General features: G+C 62.4%; 21 protein-coding genes. 11 read left to right on the forward strand and 10 right to left on the reverse strand.

Translation table 11 applies throughout. The features are described from left to right. Nucleotides 1-24 precede the first annotated feature (24 nt). Both ACR0LD_RS09260 and ACR0LD_RS09265 read right to left on the reverse strand, forming a co-directional pair. Nucleotides 25-249 carry a DUF1150 family protein gene (locus ACR0LD_RS09260; RefSeq protein WP_093964659.1) on the reverse strand — a complete coding sequence of 75 codons (225 nt, stop codon included), beginning with the start codon at nt 247-249 and terminating at the stop codon, nt 25-27. A 3-nt stretch (nt 250-252) separates the two neighbouring features. Further along, entirely contained in the window at nt 253-666 is a 414-nt protein-coding gene (locus ACR0LD_RS09265) for an Hsp20 family protein (protein WP_093964658.1), read from the reverse strand. Between the two features lie 165 nt (nt 667-831). Here ACR0LD_RS09265 and ACR0LD_RS09270 point away from each other — a divergent pair, with 165 nt between their 5' ends. From ACR0LD_RS09270 to ACR0LD_RS09280, 3 genes are all read left to right on the forward strand, one after another. After that, the gene (locus ACR0LD_RS09270; RefSeq protein ID WP_005981552.1) at nt 832-1,056 is read left to right on the forward strand and encodes a YdcH family protein; all 225 of its coding nucleotides are present in this window, start codon (nt 832-834) and stop codon (nt 1,054-1,056) included. Between the two features lie 81 nt (nt 1,057-1,137). Beyond that, a complete protein-coding gene (purE, locus tag ACR0LD_RS09275; RefSeq protein ID WP_170357137.1) occupies nt 1,138-1,626 on the forward strand; it encodes a 5-(carboxyamino)imidazole ribonucleotide mutase in 489 nt (162 codons plus the stop codon). Then, nucleotides 1,619-2,686, forward strand: coding sequence for a 5-(carboxyamino)imidazole ribonucleotide synthase (locus ACR0LD_RS09280; RefSeq protein WP_170357136.1), 1,068 nt, complete (start codon nt 1,619-1,621; stop codon nt 2,684-2,686). Before purE ends, ACR0LD_RS09280 begins: the two co-directional genes overlap by 8 nt. Here the strand turns inward: ACR0LD_RS09280 and ACR0LD_RS09285 are convergent. The 6 genes from ACR0LD_RS09285 to ACR0LD_RS09310 form a co-directional block, all read right to left on the reverse strand. After that, entirely contained in the window at nt 2,683-3,843 is a 1,161-nt protein-coding gene (locus ACR0LD_RS09285) for an alpha-D-ribose 1-methylphosphonate 5-triphosphate diphosphatase (RefSeq protein WP_480636589.1), read from the reverse strand. The two genes, ACR0LD_RS09280 and ACR0LD_RS09285, sit on opposite strands and share 4 nt — an antisense overlap. Continuing rightward, nucleotides 3,840-4,613, reverse strand: coding sequence for an alpha/beta fold hydrolase (locus tag ACR0LD_RS09290; protein ID WP_170340560.1), 774 nt, complete (start codon nt 4,611-4,613; stop codon nt 3,840-3,842). Before ACR0LD_RS09290 ends, ACR0LD_RS09285 begins: the two co-directional genes overlap by 4 nt. Before the next feature lie 38 nt (nt 4,614-4,651). Then, entirely contained in the window at nt 4,652-5,494 is an 843-nt protein-coding gene (locus tag ACR0LD_RS09295; protein ID WP_170365444.1) for a DMT family transporter, read from the reverse strand. A gap of 220 nt (nt 5,495-5,714) precedes the next feature. Next, a complete protein-coding gene (groL, locus tag ACR0LD_RS09300) occupies nt 5,715-7,358 on the reverse strand; it encodes a chaperonin GroEL (RefSeq protein WP_170339978.1) in 1,644 nt (547 codons plus the stop codon). Nucleotides 7,359-7,415: 57 nt separating this feature from the next. Next, nucleotides 7,416-7,703, reverse strand: coding sequence for a co-chaperone GroES (groES, locus tag ACR0LD_RS09305; RefSeq protein ID WP_093964650.1), 288 nt, complete (start codon nt 7,701-7,703; stop codon nt 7,416-7,418). A 165-nt stretch (nt 7,704-7,868) separates the two neighbouring features. Then, nucleotides 7,869-8,543 (reverse strand): DUF2161 domain-containing phosphodiesterase, encoded by a 675-nt coding sequence (locus ACR0LD_RS09310; RefSeq protein ID WP_170441639.1) that lies wholly within the window; start codon nt 8,541-8,543, stop codon nt 7,869-7,871. A 115-nt stretch (nt 8,544-8,658) separates the two neighbouring features. On the opposite strand from ACR0LD_RS09310, the gene ACR0LD_RS09315 reads away from it, so the two are divergent. From ACR0LD_RS09315 to ACR0LD_RS09350, 8 genes are all read left to right on the forward strand, one after another. After that, complete coding sequence (locus tag ACR0LD_RS09315; protein WP_480636592.1) at nt 8,659-9,642, forward strand: TraB/GumN family protein; 984 nt, start codon at nt 8,659-8,661, stop codon at nt 9,640-9,642. A 110-nt stretch (nt 9,643-9,752) separates the two neighbouring features. After that, nucleotides 9,753-10,673 carry a manganese-dependent inorganic pyrophosphatase gene (locus ACR0LD_RS09320; RefSeq protein WP_480636594.1) on the forward strand — a complete coding sequence of 307 codons (921 nt, stop codon included), beginning with the start codon at nt 9,753-9,755 and terminating at the stop codon, nt 10,671-10,673. A 108-nt stretch (nt 10,674-10,781) separates the two neighbouring features. Beyond that, nucleotides 10,782-11,873, forward strand: coding sequence for a DUF389 domain-containing protein (locus tag ACR0LD_RS09325; RefSeq protein ID WP_480636596.1), 1,092 nt, complete (start codon nt 10,782-10,784; stop codon nt 11,871-11,873). A gap of 84 nt (nt 11,874-11,957) precedes the next feature. Continuing rightward, the gene (locus ACR0LD_RS09330) at nt 11,958-12,833 is read left to right on the forward strand and encodes a TIGR01459 family HAD-type hydrolase (RefSeq protein ID WP_170357129.1); all 876 of its coding nucleotides are present in this window, start codon (nt 11,958-11,960) and stop codon (nt 12,831-12,833) included. Nucleotides 12,834-12,934: 101 nt separating this feature from the next. Next, entirely contained in the window at nt 12,935-13,378 is a 444-nt protein-coding gene (locus tag ACR0LD_RS09335; RefSeq protein WP_093964645.1) for a MaoC family dehydratase, read from the forward strand. 80 nt (nt 13,379-13,458) lie between these two features. Beyond that, nucleotides 13,459-14,391 carry a bifunctional riboflavin kinase/FAD synthetase gene (locus tag ACR0LD_RS09340; RefSeq protein ID WP_480636598.1) on the forward strand — a complete coding sequence of 311 codons (933 nt, stop codon included), beginning with the start codon at nt 13,459-13,461 and terminating at the stop codon, nt 14,389-14,391. Continuing rightward, nucleotides 14,388-14,861, forward strand: a complete 474-nt coding sequence (locus tag ACR0LD_RS09345; protein WP_170340543.1) for a YcgN family cysteine cluster protein — start codon at nt 14,388-14,390, stop codon at nt 14,859-14,861. The genes ACR0LD_RS09340 and ACR0LD_RS09345 overlap by 4 nt, the downstream gene beginning before the upstream one ends. Then, on the forward strand, nt 14,861-15,895 hold the full coding sequence (locus ACR0LD_RS09350) for a threonine aldolase family protein (RefSeq protein ID WP_170390889.1): 1,035 nt from the start codon (nt 14,861-14,863) through the stop codon (nt 15,893-15,895). Before ACR0LD_RS09345 ends, ACR0LD_RS09350 begins: the two co-directional genes overlap by 1 nt. Here ACR0LD_RS09350 and ACR0LD_RS09355 read toward each other — a convergent pair. Together ACR0LD_RS09355 and ACR0LD_RS09360 are read right to left on the reverse strand one after the other, a co-directional pair. Continuing rightward, complete coding sequence (locus ACR0LD_RS09355) at nt 15,892-16,704, reverse strand: alpha/beta fold hydrolase (RefSeq protein WP_170365427.1); 813 nt, start codon at nt 16,702-16,704, stop codon at nt 15,892-15,894. The genes ACR0LD_RS09350 and ACR0LD_RS09355 overlap by 4 nt on opposite strands. After that, nucleotides 16,701-17,303 carry a DsbA family protein gene (locus ACR0LD_RS09360; protein ID WP_480636600.1) on the reverse strand — a complete coding sequence of 201 codons (603 nt, stop codon included), beginning with the start codon at nt 17,301-17,303 and terminating at the stop codon, nt 16,701-16,703. Before ACR0LD_RS09360 ends, ACR0LD_RS09355 begins: the two co-directional genes overlap by 4 nt. Nucleotides 17,304-17,375: the final 72 nt, after the last annotated feature.

The raw sequence follows: 17,375 nt of genomic DNA on the forward strand, positions 1-17,375 counted from the left end.
ACGTTGAATCGGTCTGTGGCCGTGTCAGTGCACGGCCACCGGAGACAGGTCATGCTGCCGCGCCAGTACGAAGGCCAGCTTTCGATCGGCGACAAGCGCCAGTTGCTGCCCATCTGAATCGTGAACGGCATAAAGATGATCCAGATCACCCACCTGCGTGCGCACCTCGTGCGGCAGGTTGGCCACGTTCACAGCCTTCACATAGACGATCCGATTGCCTTCGGTGTTGATTTCATACGGTGTATTCATGGCTTACCCCTTCCTTATGTTGATCGTCTGCACAACGGTTTCGGGCACGGCGCGGGTCAGGTCGATATGCAGAAGGCCATTTTCCATAATGGCCTCGCCGACCTCGACACCGTCGGCCAGCACGAACATGCGCTGGAACTGACGGGCCGCGATGCCGCGGTGCAGGAACACGCGCCCCTCGCTGTCGTCGCGCTGACGACCCCGGATCACCAGTTGCCGATCTTCGATGGTGATCGACAGGTCGTCCTCGGCAAACCCGGCTACGGCCAAGGTAATGCGGTAGGAATGATCCGACGTCTGTTCGATGTTGTAGGGCGGATACCCTTCGTTTCCGGCCTTTGCAGACCGTTCCAGAAGGCGTTCCAGCTGCTCGAACCCCAGAAGATGCGGGTATGAGCCAAGAGTAAGTTTTGACACGTTTTCTCGTCCTTCTTTGTCAAAGCGACGTGATGCGCGGCCCCGTAACGGCAGCTGCGCACAAGACAATATGGGATGAAACGTGTGTCTCCACAAGGTCTAGGCGGATTCACTTGAACGCACTATCTTGTGTAACACGCACCACCAGCCACACATGAGTCGCCCATGAACGCGCCCACCGACATTTCGATGAAAACCGACGAGGTTCTGCGCGTCGAACTGGAGGTGTTCCGCCAACAACACCGCGACCTGGACGAGGCGATCAAGGCGCTCGAGGCGACCGGCACTGCCGATCAGCTGACGGTGAAGCGGCTCAAGAAACAGAAGCTGCGCCTGAAGGATATCATCCGGCTGATCGAGGATCGCCTGACCCCTGACATCATCGCTTGATCCGGCGAGGTCAACCGCATTGCCACGCAAGCGGATTTCACTATAGTGCGCGCTTCCTAAAGCAGGCGGGGAACAGGGCGGATGAGCGAGATCAAGGTCGGAATCATCATGGGCAGCCAGTCGGACTGGCCCACCATGAAAGGCGCTGCAGAGATACTGGACGAACTGGGCGTGGCCTACGAGACCAAGATCGTCTCGGCCCACCGCACGCCGGATCGTTTGTGGGAGTACGGCAAGACCGCCGTGCAGCGCGGGCTGCAGGTGATCATCGCCGGCGCTGGCGGTGCCGCACATCTGCCGGGGATGATGGCGTCCAAGACGCGGGTACCGGTGATTGGCGTTCCGGTGCAGACGCGCGCGCTGTCCGGTGTCGACTCGCTCTATTCCATCGTGCAAATGCCCAAGGGTTTCCCGGTTGCGACCATGGCCATCGGTTCGGCCGGCGGCGCCAATGCCGGCCTGATGGCCGCCGGTATTCTGGCCCTGCAGGACGCAGACCTGGCCGGTCGGCTGGACGCCTGGCGCGCCGCGCTGTCCGACTCGATCCCCGAGGAGCCGCGCGATGAATGACCCTTTGCAGCCCGGCGCGGTGATCGGAATTCTGGGTGGCGGCCAGCTGGGGCGGATGCTGTCGATGGCCGCGGCGCGGCTGGGCTTCGTGACCCATATCTTCGAGCCGGGCGCCAACCCGCCGGCGGGCCAGGTGGCGCATCGCGTGACCACCGCACCTTATGAGGATGCCGAGGCGCTTGCCGCGTTTGCGCAATCGGTCGATGTCATCACCTACGAGTTCGAGAACATCCCGACCGAGGCGCTGGACATTCTGGAATCGCACCGTCCCATCCGCCCCGGACGCGAGGCGCTGCGGGTCAGTCAGGACCGGCTGACCGAAAAGACATTCCTGCAAGGCCTGGGCCTGAACACCGCACCCTTTGCCGATGTGACCGACCTGGACAGCCTGCAGGCCGCCATCGAACGGATCGGCACGCCGGCCATCCTCAAGACCCGCCGCTTCGGCTATGACGGCAAGGGGCAGGCGCGGCTGAAGTCGCCCGAGGACGCCCGGTCCGCACTGGCCGACATGCAGGGCGCGCCCGCGATCCTGGAAGGCTTCGTCAATTTCAGCCACGAGGTGTCGATCATTGCCGCCCGCGGGCTGGACGGCCAGGTGGCCTGCTTCGACCCCGGCGAAAACGTGCACCGCGACGGCATCCTGCACACGACCACGGTGCCCGCGCGCCTGTCCCCTGCCCTGCGGACCGACGCGGTGCTGCTGGCCGCGAATATCCTGAACGCGCTGGACTATGTCGGCGTCATGGGGGTCGAACTGTTCGTAACGCCGCAGGGCCTGATCGTGAACGAGATCGCGCCGCGCGTTCACAACTCGGGCCACTGGACGCAAAACGGCTGTGCGGTCGATCAGTTCGAACAGCATATCCGCGCCGTGGCCGGCTGGCCTCTGGGCGACGGGCAGCGTCACGCGGATGTTGTGATGGAGAACCTGATCGGCGACGACATGGACCGCGTGCCCGAGCTTGCGCAACAGCGCGACGTGGCCCTGCACCTGTATGGCAAGGCCGAGGTCAAGCCGGGCCGCAAAATGGGCCATTTCAACCGGATCAAACGCTAGCGCGCCGCGGCGACGAACCGCCCGGCGACATCCCCCGACAGGAAACTGACCCGGCCGCCGGCGATGGTGGCCGCCACGCGCTGCGTTTCCGCATCCAGAACGACCAGATCGGCGCGTTTGCCGGGTTGCAGCGACCCGCGGTCCCCGAGGCCAAGCACCCGCGCGGGCCCCGACGACACCAGCGCCCACGCGCCCGCCAGATCCATCAGCCCCGATTTCATCAACATCAGCGCCGCCCTGCGCGGGCTGGGATAGTGGTAATCCGACGCCAGCGCATCGCACAGCCCCATGGCGATCAGGTCCAGCGCGCTGACGTTGCCCTTGTGCGATCCGCCCCGCACCACGTTGGGCGAGCCCAGAATGACGTGATCGCCAGCGGCCTTGGCCGCCTCGGCCGCTTCGAGCGTTTCGGGAAATTCGGCGATATGCACGCCGCGCGCGCGGCAGTGGGAACGGGCCTCTGCCGTGGCGTCATCATGGCTGCCCAGACGCACGCCTTGTTGGGCCAGCGCCGCGCACAGCGCATCAAGCGCAGCGGGAACCTCGGAGGTGCGGGCGTGCATCTCCTGCAGCATCTTCAGATGCGCCTCGGGGCTGCGACCGGCCTTGAGCGCCTGCCCGGTCAAACGCGGCGGGGTGCGCCCCTGCGCCAGACGGTCATGCGGCAGGTGATCGTTGAACACGACATAGGGCACCTGCCAGTCGGCGATGCGCCCCGGCAGGTCGGCATAATCGTCCAGCAGGTGGGTTTCGAACCGCAACTGCGGGATCAGGTCGGTGACCACGCTGCCCTTCACCGCCGCGATCGCACGGAACACGTCGGCGGCGAACTTGGGGCCGCGTACGCCGCCCTCCCAGCTGTAGAACTGCGCCAGCACAGCGGTGGTGATGCCATTGGCCGCCAGTTCGGCCTCGGCGGCGCGGATGCCCTCGTCCATCTGCTTCATGGCCCCGCGGCGCGGGGCGATGTGACGTTCGAACCCGTCCCCGTGCAGGTCGATGATGCCCGGCAGGATCAGATAGCCGCTCAGATCAACGACCGGCGCACCGCTGCCCTCCTGGATCAAGCCGTCCGCGATTGAGAGATCGTTACCGACAAGTCCGCGATCAGGGTGCAGAACCTGCGCCCCGGAAAAGGTCAGTTCCAATGCGGTCATCGCGTGGGTTCCGAGGCGGGTTCGGCGCAGTCCTCTCCGATGCAGATCTCATCAATGATGTCCATCACACCGTCCAGCCAGGTTATGTTGGGATCGAACTCACCGAACTCGATGAAGTGCAAAGCCTGCGCCATGACCTGCGGGTTGTTCATCATGAACGTATGCGTCACCGGCAGCACGATGTGGTCGGTCATGCCCTGGACTTTGGTTTCTTCGACAGCGACCTTGCCGTCATCCGGTCCATCAACCAGCGACGAAAAGACCGGATTCAAGGAGTTCTCGCCTGCAATCACCCCCAGCTCGAAGTCGACCGGTGGCAGGCGACGCGGAATACCTTCGGGACCCGTACCCAGCTGCAGGCCGGCGGGGCCGTTCAACAGACCGAACACTTCCCAATCGCCCAGTTCATCGACCAATTGGCTGCCTTGGTTGGGCGGGCCAAGCATGACGACGCGGCCCAGATTCTGCGGATGGTGATCCTGCAGCCAGTAGCGCAACAGGATACCCCCCATCGAATGCGCGACAACGTTGACGGTGTCATCTCCGCACGCCGCAAACGCCTCGGGTATGGTCCGGTCGGCCAGTTCCGGAATCGGAAGATCCGTCGAGCGATAACCCGGCCGCACAACGGTGTACCCGTGCACCTTGAACAACTGCTCCATGACCGAAAACGATGCTTCGGTCCGGGCAAGCCCATGCAGCAGGACAACGCATTTTGCCTGCGCGGCGATCGGCATCAGGAAAAGCAATATGAAAAACAGGATCCGCATGGCTGCCAGATAATCGCTATTCTTCAGAGAGGAAAGACCTAGCGCCGCCTCACGCGCATAACTGCCAATGCAATACCGCCCACAACCAACCCTGCCCCTGCCATCAGCCGCAGGCTCAGTTGCTCGCCGAGCAGCGCCACACCGGCAATGATCGCAATCACCGGGACGCTCAGCTGCACTACGGCTGCAACCGCAGGCGCCAACTGGGGCAGCAGGCGATACCACAGGGCGTACCCCAACCCCGAGGTTACGCCGCCAGATACGGCCGCCAGCCCCAAACCCGCCCAGGTCAAGTTCCACGCCGGAGCGCCGGCGATCAAAATGCCAGCGGTCACCGGCAGGGCCACCACAAAGTTCGAGGCCGTTCCCGCCAGCGCATCGGGCTCGGACCGACCAGCAATCGAATACGCAGCCCACCCGACCCCTGCGGCGGCCATCAAGGCTGCCCCTGTCGGGTCAACACGTGCCTCAGCGCCTGGCCACAGAACCCAGGCCAATCCGGCCATTGCAATTGCTGCCCCCGCCACCTGTCGAAAAGTCGGGATCGCCCCCGTCAGGGTGCCGGCCAGAAACATCGAGATCTGGACCACCGCAAACAGGATCAAGGCGCCCAATCCCGCATCAAGTGACAGATAGGCCACCGAGAACCCGACCATGTAAAGCGACAAGGAGCCTGCTCCGATCACTCGGCGCCTGTCGAACACCCGCAGGGTGCCACCCCGCGACACGACCAAAGCGCAAAGAACGAGCGCACCACAGAGCACACGAACAACGGCAAAACTTGCCGGGTCGCTGGCTCCGCTCTCCACGGCCAACCGGTTCAGGATGGAATTGGCCGCAAAGGCACACATTGTCAGGGCGGTCAGAAGAAACAGCTGCATGCCCAACCAATATCGTGTCTGCACACAATGGACACCCGCTTTCCTGCGCTTCCGCGTGACCGGTTGCGGCGATCCCCAGAATTGCAAGCAGCGCCGGCCGAAACCCCGCGGATTACTGAAATAAACCAAAACGGGGCCGCCCGAAGGCGACCCCGCTGAAATTTTCGGTAAGACTTTCCCTTGCGGGTTGTCTGAATTCGCTGACGCGAACCCGGCCGTCTTACATCATGCCGCCCATGCCGCCCATGTCGGGCATGCCAGCACCGGCGCCTGCACCTTCTTTGGCGGGCTTGTCGGCAACCATGGCTTCGGTGGTGATCAGCAGACCTGCAACCGAGGCTGCGTCTTCCAGAGCGGTACGCACCACTTTGGCCGGGTCGATCACGCCGAACTTGAACATGTCGCCATATTCTTCGGTCTGAGCGTTGAAGCCGAAGGCGGTGTCCGAGGACTCGCGCACCTTGCCGGCAACGACGGCACCGTCGACACCTGCGTTTTCAGCAATCTGACGCAGCGGCGCTTCGATGGCCTTGCGAACGATGTTGATACCGGCGTCCTGATCGGCGTTGACACCTTTCAGATCGGCCAGAGCCTTGCCGGCCTGAACCAGGGCAACACCGCCACCCACGACGACACCTTCCTGAACGGCGGCGCGCGTTGCGTTCAGAGCGTCGTCCACACGGTCCTTGCGCTCTTTCACTTCAACTTCGGTCATGCCACCGACGCGGATAACGGCAACACCGCCTGCCAGTTTGGCAACGCGCTCTTGCAGCTTCTCACGGTCGTAGTCGCTGGTGGTTTCTTCGATCTGGGTACGGATCTGGGCAACGCGTGCTTCGATCTCGGCCTTCTCGCCAGCACCGTCGACGATGGTGGTTTCGTCCTTGGTGATCGACACTTTCTTGGCGGTGCCAAGCATGTCCATGGTGACGTTTTCCAGCTTCATGCCCAGGTCTTCGCTGATGACCTGACCGCCGGTCAGGATTGCGATGTCCTGCAGCATTGCCTTGCGGCGATCGCCGAAGCCCGGAGCCTTGACGGCAGCGATCTTCAGACCACCGCGCAGCTTGTTGACAACCAGAGTTGCCAGCGCTTCGCCTTCAACGTCCTCGGCGATGATCAGCAGCGGCTTCTGCGACTGGATCACCTGCTCGAGCAGCGGAACCATCGGCTGCAGCGACGAGAGTTTCTTCTCGTGCAGCAGGATCATGCAGTCTTCCAGCTCGGCAACCATCTTGTCTGCGTTGGTGACGAAGTAGGGCGACAGGTAGCCACGGTCGAACTGCATACCTTCGACGACGTCGGTCTCGGTCTCCAGACCTTTGTTCTCTTCGACGGTGATGACGCCTTCGTTGCCAACCTTCTGCATCGCGTCTGCGATCTGGCGGCCGATTTCAGCTTCGCCGTTAGCCGAGATGGTACCAACCTGCGCGACTTCGTCGCTGTCTTTGACTTCGCGGGCAGCGTTCTTGATTTCTTCGACGACTTTGGCGGTTGCCATGTCGATGCCGCGCTTCAGGTCCATCGGGTTCAGGCCGGCAGCAACCTGCTTGAGGCCTTCCTTGACGATGGCCTGAGCCAGAACGGTCGCGGTGGTGGTGCCGTCACCGGCTTCGTCATTGGTGCGGCTGGCGACTTCTTTCACCATTTGCGCGCCCATGTTCTCGAACTTGTCTTCCAGTTCGATTTCCTTGGCGACCGAAACACCGTCTTTGGTGATGCGCGGCGCGCCGAAGGATTTGTCCAGAACCACGTTGCGGCCTTTGGGGCCGAGGGTCACCTTCACAGCATCCGCCAGGATGTTCACACCCTTCAGCATGCGGTTGCGGGCATCGGTGTCGAACTTGACGTCCTTTGCAGACATGTCTTTTTCTCCTCGAGAAATGTGTTTGAAATGAAGATCAGAGCAAGCGCGTGCGCGTTACTCGATGATCCCCATGATGTCGCTTTCTTTCATCATCAGCAGCTCTTCGCCGTCGACGTGGACCTCGGTGCCGGACCATTTGCCGAACAGGATCTTGTCGCCGGGCTTCACAGCCATCGCGATCAGTTCGCCGCTGTCTTTCCGCGCGCCTTCGCCGGTTGCAACGACTTCGCCTTCGCTGGGCTTTTCTTTTGCGCTGTCGGGAATGATCAGGCCGCCTGCGGTTTTCTCTTCGCTTTCGGTACGGCGAACCAGCACCCGGTCATGAAGCGGTTTCAATGCCATCTTTGCAGCTCCTTGGGCTCAAAGGTTGTTTTCCTCCCCCCGCGGTCTTGCGGGGCGTTAGCACTCAGCTTGGTCGAGTGCTAACGACGCATAGCTAGGGGGTGATTTCCGGCGAGTCAACAATCGGTGATGAATTTTTTCGCGCGCAGCCTGAGGCCGGCCTGGTCAGGTCGGGTCTTCCCAGCTGTAAGCCCAATGCTTCAGACCTTCGGACCCGGAAGGCGACAGTTCATAGACGCCCTTTGCCACCTTTTCGAACCAGCCATAATGGTTTTCGCGCATGAGGCGCGTCGCGGCCGCAACGCCGGTGGCACTGGCGACCTCAGCACCTTTGGTCGCCCCGTGTTCGGCCAGATGCGCGGCACATTTCAGGGCATCCTGCCGATAGGCAGTTACGATTCCGTGCCGGGTTGCCCCACCTGAGTTCGGGTCCCCTTCCAGCCGCTCGAACTCGCGCAACAGTCGCGCAGCTTTGGCCTTGTTCTTTCGCGGCGCATAGTGTCCAGGGTCACAATGGACTTCGACCCGCCCATCCGCACGAACGGTGATCAAACCCAGCCCCAACCGACGACACAGGGACAGGTTGTCCCGCAGCGCCCGGCGCGCCGACCGGCCGGTGGGCTTGCAGACGGCCACATAGACCTGATCCGATACCTTCAACCGGGTCACGGCCTGATGGAACAAGGCCAGCGAAAATCTCAGCTTCAATTCAACGATCACTGGATCACAACCGGGCTTGACGGCCACGATGTCGGCGGCGCCCACCTCTCCTTTCACGGAGTACCCTTGCCGCTGCAATAGCGCCTTGATCGGAGGATAGAGATCCTGTTCGCGGTTCATGACGCCATGCTATGGTTTTTTCCGAGAAACGCCATACGGATACACGGCTTGCGCGCGGTAGGCGGGCGTGGCTATCTGTTCCCAAGTTCTTTCAGCCACAATCGGAATGGTCTTTATGCGCGTGTTTCTTTTTGCCCTGCTTGCTGCTCTGCATCCAATTGTGGCCAATGCCGCCTGTGACGGGCGCGATTTGCGGCAAGACATGACGCCTGAGGCCCGGGCCGAGTTGAACGCGGCCACCAGTCAGATGGCATATCCTGAAGGCAATCACTGGATTGCACAGAAGGACAACACTGTTTTGCATCTGATTGGCACATTGCACGTCAACGATCCGCGAATGGGCCCGGTGGTCGAGCGGTTGGCGCCGACATTGAGCGAAGCCGACGCGTTTTACTTCGAGATCACCCAATCCGACATGTCCGCTTTCGAACAAGACCTGGCCAAGGATTTCAGCCCGGTTCTGATCAACTCGGGACCAACTCTGATCGATCTGATGAGCGAAGAGGACTGGGCCGTGATTTCCAAGGCGCTTTCGGCACGCGGCATTCCCGGTTGGATGGCCGCGAAACTGCGCCCTTGGTTCCTGTCGATGATGCTGGGTATGCCACCCTGCATGCTCCAGGTGCCAGATGCAGACCGGGGAATGGATGCGCGCCTGACCGAACTGGCCGAAGCTGAAGGCAAACCGCAATACTCTCTGGAACAGATCGACGACCTGATCGCGATCTTCGACAGCCACACGCTTGAAGAGCAGGTGCAGTCTTTGGTGCGCATGGTCGATGCCTTTGACGCCGGCGATGACCACATGGTGACGATGGCCACCGCATATTTCGAGGAGAAGCACGCAGAAATCCTGCAATTCGCAAAGATATATGGGCGCGAGGCTTCGGGCCTGGCGCCTGACGTGTTTGCACAGGAATGGGCCGCATTCGAGGACCAGCTTCTGGTTCAACGCAACGACAACTGGATGGAAACGATCCTGGCCATCGAAAACCAGGCGGCGGTGATCGCGGTTGGTGCCGGTCATCTGGGTGGAGACCATGGACTTCTGCAACAGCTGGAACGCGCCGGATATCAACTGAGCCGCGCACAGTTCTGAGCGGTCAGCGCTTCTGTTAGACCAACCGTCGCAGCCTTGTTTCTGCCGGGTGACAACGCCAATGGACCACCCTATAAGGCGCGCAAACTCCTTATGTGCAGGAAACAGACATGACCACCCAAGTATTTGGCCACAAATCTCCCGACACCGACTCGACCGGATCGCCGATCCTGTGGGCCTGGTATCTGAACGAAGTCAAAGGCGAAAAGGCCGAGGCCGTCCTGCTGGGCGAACCCAACACCGAAGCCGCCTTCATGCTGCAGCGCTGGGACCTGCCCAAGCCGCGCATCATCGAGGATGTCGAGACCGATGCGCCCGTCGTCATCGTTGACACCAACAACCCGGCCGAGCTGCCTGCCAATGTCAACAATGCCGATATCCGCGCCATCATTGACCACCACAAGCTGGTCGGCGGGCTGGAAACCAAAGGCCCGATCGACATCACCGTGCGCCCGCTGGCCTGCACGGCGACCATCATGATCGACCTGATGGGCGACGACGCCGCCAAGATGCCCGAGGCTGTCAAGGGCGCGGCCCTGACCTGCATCCTGTCGGACACGCTGGAGTTCCGCTCGCCCACGACCACCGCGCATGACCGCGAAGTAGCCGAGAAGCTGGCCGCCGAGCTGGGGCTGGATGTTTCGGCCTATGCTGCCGACATGTTCGCCGCGAAATCGGACGTATCGTCTTTCTCGGACGCCGAACTGATCCGCATGGACAGCAAGGAATACGAGGTCGACGGTACCAAGTTCCGCGTGTCCGTTCTGGAAACCACCGCGCCGGGCGTGGTGCTTGACCGCAAGGATAGCTTGGCCCAGTCGATGGTCGAGGTGGCCAAGGAAGACAGAGTGGACCAGGTGCTGCTGTTCGTCGTCGACATCCTAAACGAAGAGGCCACCCTGTTGGTGCCGAACGACCTGGTCAAATCGGTTGCCGAGAAAAGCTTTGGCGCTTCGGTGTCCGGCGACACGGTTGTTCTGCCGGGCATCATGAGCCGCAAGAAGCAGATCATTCCGAACCTCAAGGTCTGATCCCGCTCACAGTTCAGCGAAAGGCGCCCTCACCGGGCGCCTTTTTTGTTTGCGCGTCGAAAGGTTTGCCGGATGGCAAATCGTTGCTAGGCTAGACGCAGGGACAGGGTGGATCAGGACACGGTGGTCACACGGAAATACAGCACGACACGCAGCATTCTGCTGTTCGAAGGCGGCGACAGGCTTGCCTATTGGCGGCGCTTTGCCATGCTGCTGACCCTTTCGGTGATGATCGCAACCATGGGACTGCTGCGCAACTCTGGCGCCGTGGTCATTGCCGCGATGCTGGTCGCGCCGCTGATGACACCCATTCTGGGCATTGCGGCCGCGATGGTCATGGGCTGGCTGAAACGCGCTTTCGTTCTGACCCTGACGGTCTGCATTGCGGCGCTTCTGTGCGTTATGATGGCCTGGATCCTGGTTTATCTTGCCGATGTCCCGCGCGGCATCCTGATCCCCGATCAGGTCTTGGCCCGCACCGACCCGGGCACCGAAGATCTGATCGTGGCGCTCGCGGCCGGCGTGGCCGGCGCATACGTTCAGATCAACAAGGCCGAACTGAGCCTGCTGCCCGGCGCCGCCATCGGCGTGTCTCTGGTTCCGCCATTATCCGCGTCCGGGATCCTGCTGTATTTCGGGGAACCCGCCGACGCCTACGAGGCGGGTCTTTTGTTCGCGACCAACCTTGGCGCGATCGTTCTGTCGGCCTGCGCGGTCTATATCGTCTATGCCGCAAGGTCGGTTGCATTCGGCAAGGGCCGGCGCAAGCTCAACTTTACTGCCGGTGTGGTCATAACCATGGCGTTCCTGGCCCTCGTCGTGGTCCAGTTGGGAAAATCGACCTACAACCGTTACCTGGAAACCCGTACCGAGGCCGAGGTTGCGCAAGCGATCCGCGACTGGGCGGACCCGGTATCGGTCGAGATCATCCGCATCGACGTGAATGCCAAGCGCAAACGGGCCGAGGTCTGGGTGATCGTAGATCTGCCGCCCGAGGCGCAATTCAAGGTCTCGTCCGTTGCCGGGCTGTTGCCCGAGAGCTTACGGGAAACGTCACTGGTGGACGTTCTGCAGGATGAACTTGGCCCCGGCTATCTCGCCGTCATCCGGTACCAGACCCGCATCGGCGCGCAGGTCATTCTTGGCACCGAAACCGTGCAACAGGCCCCGGATGTCGAAAAGTTGAGCGACGAGGAATGACGGCCAGCACCCGGCTACCTCTGGTCAAGCGGGGCCAGCTTTGCCATAGGTGGCGCAACGCCGTTTCAACAGCCCGAGGCCCGCATGACCCAGATCATCTCCGCGCTTGATCAGATTTCCGACCGTTACAAGGCGCTGTTCGTGGATCTTTGGGGCTGCGTCCACAACGGCATCACCGCCTACCCCGAAGCTGTTGCCGCGTTGAAGGCCTATCGCGACCGGGGCGGCAAAGTGGTGTTGGTGACGAACTCTCCGAAGCCGCGTGCCGGGGTTGCAGAGCAGTTAAAACAGTTCAACGTCCCCGCGGACTGCTACGACACCATCGCGACCAGTGGTGACTCGGCCCGGTCCGCCATGTTCCGCGGGGCCGTGGGCGAGAAAGTCTATTTCATGGGTGAGTGGGAGCGCGACGCCGGCTTCTTCGAGCCGCTGAAAATCCTGGAACATCCGATCCACATCGAACGCGTGCCGCTGGACCAGGCCGAGGGGATCGTCTGCTGTGGCCCGTTCGACCCGATGGCCGACCCGGCCGTGAACCGCCCGGACTTCCTGTATGCCAAGCAGAAAGGCCTGAAGTTGTTGTGCGCCAATCCCGATATCGTGGTCGATCGGGGCGAAGTTCGGGAATGGTGCGCCGGTGCGCTGGCCAAGCTTTATTCCGAAATGGGCGGCGAGAGCCTGTATTTCGGCAAACCACACCCGCCCATTTATGATCTGGCCCGGCGTCGCCTGCATGCGCTGGGAACGGACGTGCCGGATGACGAGATTCTGGCCATCGGCGACGGTCCGCATACCGACATAGCCGGCGGCATGGGAGAGGGAATTGATTCCCTGTTCATCAGCGGCGGTCTGGCCGCATCGGAAACAAAAACGTCGCACCAGCCGGATCCGAATGCTTTAAGCGATTATATTTCCAAGGAAAATATCAACCCAACCTACACGATCGGTCGTCTGCGCTAGGCAGAAAACGCTTGATTTTCTGCAGTTGCGAAGTAATAAAGTTGCCAATCTTGGGTCTTTGGTGATTTTTTGTTGCCGGGCCGATGCATAGTGAGGGCAACATGTTGGACAATCTTCCACGCGGAACGATCTGTATCGAAGACATCGAAATGGGCATGACCCGCTACCTGCGCAAAGTGGTGACGGACGAAGACATCGAGATGTTCGCCCAGGTCTCGACCGACCGGAACCCGGTGCATCTGGATGACGACTATGCCCGCGATACGATTTTCGAGGGGCGCATCGCCCACGGGATGCTGACAGCTGGTCTGATCTCGGCCGTGATCGGTGAACAGCTTCCGGGCCATGGTACCGTCTACATGGGCCAGTCGCTCAAATTCCTTGCACCGGTCCGCCCCGGCGACATGGTCTATGCCGAAGTCAAGGTGATCGACATCGACTTCGCCAAGCGCCGGGTCAAGCTGGATTGCCATTGCGCAGTAGACGGCAAGAAGGTTCTGGTTGGCGAGGCGATGGTTTTGGCTCCATCACGGAAATTCGACTGACGGCAGGTTTTGACGCCCTGCTGGGCGCTGGTCTGGAACTGCCGCTTGAACCCGGCGGACAGTCCCGCTAGGCAAGCCCCATGCAGATCATCCGGGATTTCCAGTTTGTAGACCCAGAAGACCGCGGCGCCAGCGTTGCGATCGGGAATTTCGACGGCGTTCATATTGGCCACCAGTCGGTGATAGATCTGGCCCGGAAGGCATGCCCCGATGCGCCCTTGGGCGTTCTGACCTTCGAGCCGCACCCGCGCGAATATTTCGCCCCGGACGCGCCGCCCTTTCGTCTGATGCGGGGCAATGCGCGCGCGCACCGGCTGGAGAAGTTGGGCGTACAGAAACTCTACGAACTGCCGTTCAACGCCGCGCTCGCCGGGCTGACGCCCGAGGAATTCGCCCGCAACGTGATCTGCCAAGGCTTGGGTCTGGCCCATGTGGTGATCGGGGCCGATTTCTGTTTCGGCAAAGGCCGCAGCGGCACGGCGCAGGACATGGCACAGTTTGGCCAGCAGATGGGGTTCGGCGTCACCATCGCCCCGTTGATGGAGCAATCCGATCACGTGGTCTCGTCCACCGCGATCCGGCAAGCCCTGAGCGACGGCCGCCCGCGGGACGCGGCGGCCATGCTGGGCCACTGGCACCGGATCGAAGGCGAGGTTATCGGCGGCGAACAGCGCGGCCGCGAATTGGGCTTTCCCACGGCCAATATGTCGATCGAAGGAATCCACCCCCCAAAATTCGGCGTCTACGCGGTTCTGGTCGACGTGCTGGATGGCCCACATGCCGGCAGCTATCACGGTGCGGCCTCGGTCGGGGTGCGGCCGATGTTCCATGGCGAGGTGCCGAATATCGAAACCTTCCTGTTCGACTTCTCCGGCGATCTCTATGGGGCGACCCTCTCGGTGGGTCTGGTCGAATTCCTGCGCCCCGAGATGACCTTTGACGGCCTCGATGCTCTGATCGCCCAGATGACCGAAGACTGCGATCGCGCGCGCAAGATCCTGGCCGCGACATGAGCAAGGATCCGATCGACCGCGCCGGGCTGGCCCCGCGTTTCTGGGAGCGCAAACCCCTGCAGAAGATGAACCCGCGCGAATGGGAAGCCCTGTGCGACGGCTGCGGCAAATGCTGTCTGAACAAGCTTGAAGACGAGGACAGTGGCGAGGTTGCCCTGACCCGTGTCGCCTGCCGGCTGCTGGATGACGCGACGTGCCGATGCACCCAGTATGACATCCGCCACCAGTTCGTACCGGAATGCATCGTCATGCGCCCGGACAACATTCACGAACACGCCTACTGGTTGCCTCAGACCTGCGCCTACCGCCTGTTGTGGGAGGGCAAGCCCCTTTACGATTGGCACCCGTTGCTGTCAGGGTCGCCCGACAGCGTCCACGCCGCCGGCGTTTCGGTTCAAGGGCTTACCGTGTCCGAATTCGAGACGCCCGAGGAAGAGTGGGAAGACTACATTATCGAGGAGCCAACCTGATGCATTTCGCCTCTGACAATTCCGGGCCCGTCCACCCCGAGGTTCTGACCGCGCTGGCCGAGGCCAATCAGGGCTATCAGATGGCCTATGGCGCCGATGACCTGATGAACGAAGTGCGCGACCGGATCCGGGGCATCTTCGAGGCGCCCGGGGCGGCGGTCTATCTGGTGGCGACCGGAACGGCGGCAAACTCGCTGGCTCTGGCGACCCTGTCGCAGCCGTGGGAGACCGTATTCTGCTCGCCCGTCGCGCATATTCATGAGGACGAGTGCAACGCGCCCGAATTCTACACCGGCGCCAAGCTGACGCTGGTTCCGGGCGGCGACAAGATGCAGCCGGATGCACTGCGCCGCACCATCGCCGCCGAAGAGACACGCGGCGTGCATGGGCCCCAACGCGGTCCGGTGTCGATCACGCAGGTGACCGAGCGGGGCTCGGTCTATTCGCTGACCGAACTGCGGGCCCTGTGCGGGGTCGCCAAGGAGTTCGGCCTGCCCGTCCACATGGATGGCGCGCGGTTCACCAATGCGCTGGTGGCGCTGAATTGTTCCCCGGCCGAGATGACGTGGAAGGCGGGCGTGGATGCGGTAAGCTTTGGCGGCACCAAGAACGGGCTGATGGGGGTCGAAGCGGTGATCTTCTTCGACGAAAGCAAGGCCTGGGAGTTCGAGTTGCGCCGCAAGCGCGGGGCGCATCTGTTTTCCAAGCACCGGTATCTGTCGGCCCAGATGGCGGCCTATCTGCGCGATGATCTGTGGCTGCGCTCGGCCCGTAAGGCCAACGCCAATTGCGCGCGTCTGGCCGATGGGCTGCGGGCTGCGGGTGCGCAGTTCCTGCATGAACCCCAAGCCAACATCATCTTTGCCAGCTTTCCCCGCAGCCTGCATAGGCGCCTACACGCGGCCGGTGCCGTCTATCACCTGTGGGGCGACCCGCTGGACGGCCCGGACGAGGACGAGATGCTGGCCTGCCGGTTCGTCTGCGACTGGTCGACACCGACCGAGGAAATCGACCGGTTTCTGGCGCTGCTCTAGGCGCGCCAGAACGCGTCGATCTGCGTGGCGGTTTCGCCGGGGTGCGAGACGGGCAGCATGTGCCCTGCCCCCTCGACAACGCCCTGCCGCGCGTCGGCCAAGCGGGCGCGCAGCCCGGCATTGACCACGGCCATGATCGGGTGCGAGGCCGATCCATGCAGCAGCAGGATCGGCATTTCGGCCCGCGCCATGGCCTGCGGGGCCAGCAGGCCGGTGGTGTCGCGGAACAGCGGCCCCTCGACCGCGCCGACCACTCCGACGCCCCGGATCATCGCATTTCGGGCTCGCTCGGGCAGGTCCGGCCAGCGCGGGCTGCGGTCGGTCGTGCCCCACATGCGGTTAAACAGACGGGCGGCCCGGGGCGCGTCGCCTTCGGCAAGGGCAGTCTTGTATGGCTGGGATTCGGCCGCGTGCTGCGCCGCAAGCGCTGGCGCGTCCTGGTGAGCGACCGCAAAGAACACCGGCTCGATCAGAACGGCGCTGCGCACAAGGTCCGGGTATTCGATGGCCAGCCGCAGGGCAACCATTGCGCCGAAACTATGCCCGATCACGTCCATCGGTTCGCTCAGCTGCGCCCGCGACAGGGCTGTGGTGAGGTCGAAGAAATCCCCCTGCCCGCCCCAATCCGGACTGCGTCCGTGCGACAGCATGTCGGGTGCGATCAGCGTTGCCTGATCGCCCAAGGCAACGGCCAGACCGGACCACGCACCGGAATGCGCGATCGTGCAATGCAGCGCTAGCACCTTTCGGGCACCCGCCCCAAGAGTGCGAACGTGGACGGGCGGCAGCACGGCCTTGGCCACGGTCATGCTTTGAGCGTGGCCAGATGCTCGTCCAGATCCTCAAGCCGGTCCTGCCCCCAGAACCTTTGGTCGTCTTGCGTGATGTAGAAAGGCGCGCCGAACACGCCGCGGTCCACCGCCTCTTCGAGGTTGGCCGCATAGGTCTCGGCCCCGACCAGCAGTCCGCTGTCGGCCAGCGCCGGATCAAAGCCCGCCCCGGCCAGACAGTCGCGGGTCACGTCGTCCTGCGCGATGTCCTTGTCCTCGGCCCAGCAGGCGCGCAGAAAAGAATGGCACAGTTTGCCCACGTCGCCCGACCCATCCTGAATGGCCGCGATGATGGCGTATGAGGACGGCGCTGCGTTGGTCGGCCAATGTGCAGGTTGCAGGTTGAACGGCAGGCCCGTCTTCTTGGCCTGACGCACCAGTTCCTGCGCCCGGTATTCGATGCGCGACGGATGGCGGTCCTTGGGGGGCACGCCGCCGGTGCGCCCGAACAGCGCAATGATGTCGACCGGCTTGTAGGCGATGGTGGCGCCGTGCTTGGCCGCGATCTCCTCCAGCCGTAGCCCGGCGAGGTAGGAATAGGGCGACAGTGTCGCAAAAAAGTAGTCAATGTCGGCCATGTGCACTTTCTCCACCCAGTTACCTTTGCGGAACCGTAAGGCCATGCTAAGCGGTGTCAACATCACGAATCT

This window comes from Ruegeria sp. BF8, assembly GCF_056538625.1.

Excerpts from the sequence above, each read along its gene's own strand:
- ACR0LD_RS09260 (WP_093964659.1), bottom strand. The coding sequence starts at position 249 with ATGAATACACCGTATGAAATCAACACCGAAGGCAATCGGATCGTCTAT.
- ACR0LD_RS09270 (WP_005981552.1), top strand. The coding sequence starts at position 832 with ATGAACGCGCCCACCGACATTTCGATGAAAACCGACGAGGTTCTGCGC.
- purE (WP_170357137.1), top strand. The coding sequence starts at position 1,138 with ATGAGCGAGATCAAGGTCGGAATCATCATGGGCAGCCAGTCGGACTGG.
- ACR0LD_RS09280 (WP_170357136.1), top strand. The coding sequence starts at position 1,619 with ATGAATGACCCTTTGCAGCCCGGCGCGGTGATCGGAATTCTGGGTGGC.
- ACR0LD_RS09285 (WP_480636589.1), bottom strand. The coding sequence starts at position 3,843 with ATGACCGCATTGGAACTGACCTTTTCCGGGGCGCAGGTTCTGCACCCT.
- ACR0LD_RS09290 (WP_170340560.1), bottom strand. The coding sequence starts at position 4,613 with ATGCGGATCCTGTTTTTCATATTGCTTTTCCTGATGCCGATCGCCGCG.
- ACR0LD_RS09295 (WP_170365444.1), bottom strand. The coding sequence starts at position 5,494 with ATGCAGCTGTTTCTTCTGACCGCCCTGACAATGTGTGCCTTTGCGGCC.
- groL (WP_170339978.1), bottom strand. The coding sequence starts at position 7,358 with ATGTCTGCAAAGGACGTCAAGTTCGACACCGATGCCCGCAACCGCATG.
- groES (WP_093964650.1), bottom strand. The coding sequence starts at position 7,703 with ATGGCATTGAAACCGCTTCATGACCGGGTGCTGGTTCGCCGTACCGAA.
- ACR0LD_RS09310 (WP_170441639.1), bottom strand. The coding sequence starts at position 8,543 with ATGAACCGCGAACAGGATCTCTATCCTCCGATCAAGGCGCTATTGCAG.
- ACR0LD_RS09315 (WP_480636592.1), top strand. The coding sequence starts at position 8,659 with ATGCGCGTGTTTCTTTTTGCCCTGCTTGCTGCTCTGCATCCAATTGTG.
- ACR0LD_RS09320 (WP_480636594.1), top strand. The coding sequence starts at position 9,753 with ATGACCACCCAAGTATTTGGCCACAAATCTCCCGACACCGACTCGACC.
- ACR0LD_RS09330 (WP_170357129.1), top strand. The coding sequence starts at position 11,958 with ATGACCCAGATCATCTCCGCGCTTGATCAGATTTCCGACCGTTACAAG.
- ACR0LD_RS09335 (WP_093964645.1), top strand. The coding sequence starts at position 12,935 with ATGTTGGACAATCTTCCACGCGGAACGATCTGTATCGAAGACATCGAA.
- ACR0LD_RS09340 (WP_480636598.1), top strand. The coding sequence starts at position 13,459 with ATGCAGATCATCCGGGATTTCCAGTTTGTAGACCCAGAAGACCGCGGC.
- ACR0LD_RS09345 (WP_170340543.1), top strand. The coding sequence starts at position 14,388 with ATGAGCAAGGATCCGATCGACCGCGCCGGGCTGGCCCCGCGTTTCTGG.
- ACR0LD_RS09350 (WP_170390889.1), top strand. The coding sequence starts at position 14,861 with ATGCATTTCGCCTCTGACAATTCCGGGCCCGTCCACCCCGAGGTTCTG.
- ACR0LD_RS09355 (WP_170365427.1), bottom strand. The coding sequence starts at position 16,704 with ATGACCGTGGCCAAGGCCGTGCTGCCGCCCGTCCACGTTCGCACTCTT.
- ACR0LD_RS09360 (WP_480636600.1), bottom strand. The coding sequence starts at position 17,303 with ATGGCCGACATTGACTACTTTTTTGCGACACTGTCGCCCTATTCCTAC.